General features: G+C 54.8%; 1 rRNA gene. It reads right to left on the bottom strand.

Annotation, left to right across the window (positions count from 1 at the left end):
• Window positions 1–1,192, bottom strand: a 23S ribosomal RNA gene (locus BUA12_RS00005); the annotation flags it as partial.

Below are 1,192 nucleotides of genomic sequence, written 5' to 3'. Positions count from 1 at the left end.
GCTTTCAGCACTTATCCCGGCCATACATAGCTACCCAGCGATGCCGTTGGCACGACAACTGGTACACCAGTGGTATGTCCATCCCGGTCCTCTCGTACTAAGGACAGCGCCTCTCAAATTTCCTACGCCCACGACGGATAGGGACCGAACTGTCTCACGACGTTCTGAACCCAGCTCGCGTGCCGCTTTAATGGGCGAACAGCCCAACCCTTGGGACCGACTACAGCCCCAGGATGCGACGAGCCGACATCGAGGTGCCAAACCTCCCCGTCGATGTGAACTCTTGGGGGAGATAAGCCTGTTATCCCCGGGGTAGCTTTTATCCGTTGAGCGATGGCCCTTCCATGCGGAACCACCGGATCACTAAGTCCGTCTTTCGACCCTGCTCGACTTGTCGGTCTCGCAGTCAAGCTCCCTTATGCCTTTACACTCTGTGAATGATTTCCAACCATTCTGAGGGAACCTTTGAGCGCCTCCGTTACTCTTTAGGAGGCGACCGCCCCAGTCAAACTGTCCACCTGACACTGTCTCCCGTCCGGATCACGGACGCGGGTTAGAATCTCAACCACACCGGGGTGGTATCCCACCAGTGTCTCCACGTGGACTGGCGTCCACGCTTCAAAGACTCCCACCTATCCTGTACAGGTGAGGTCCAGATTCAATATCAGGCTACAGTAAAGCTCCACGGGGTCTTTCCGTCCTGTCGCGGGTAACCTGCATCTTCACAGGTAATATGATTTCACCGAGCCTCTCGTTGAGACAGTGCCCAAATCGTTGCGCCTTTCGTGCGGGTCAGAACTTACCTGACAAGGAATTTCGCTACCTTAGGACCGTTATAGTTACGGCCGCCGTTTACTGGGGCTTCAATTTGCACCTTCGCTTACGCTAAGCGCGCCTTTTAACCTTCCAGCACCGGGCAGGCGTCAGCCCCTATACGTCACCTTTCGGTTTGGCAGAGACCTGTGTTTTTGATAAACAGTCGCTTGGGCCTATTCACTGCGGCTCATTTTACTGAGCACCCCTTCTCCCGAAGTTACGGGGTCATTTTGCCGAGTTCCTTAACGAGAGTTCGCTCGCTCACCTTAGAATTCTCTTCCCAACTACCTGTGTCGGTTTGCGGTACGGGCGGTCAATATCTCACTAGCGGCTTTTCTTGGCAGTGTGAATCAACAGCTTCGCCCCCTAATGGGGC

This window comes from Lacicoccus alkaliphilus DSM 16010 (assembly GCF_900142805.1).
Taxonomy (GTDB): Bacteria; Bacillota; Bacilli; order Staphylococcales; family Salinicoccaceae; genus Lacicoccus; species Lacicoccus alkaliphilus.
Note: the sequence above shows the minus strand (reverse complement) of the source record. Positions and strands in the feature narration are given on the sequence as shown.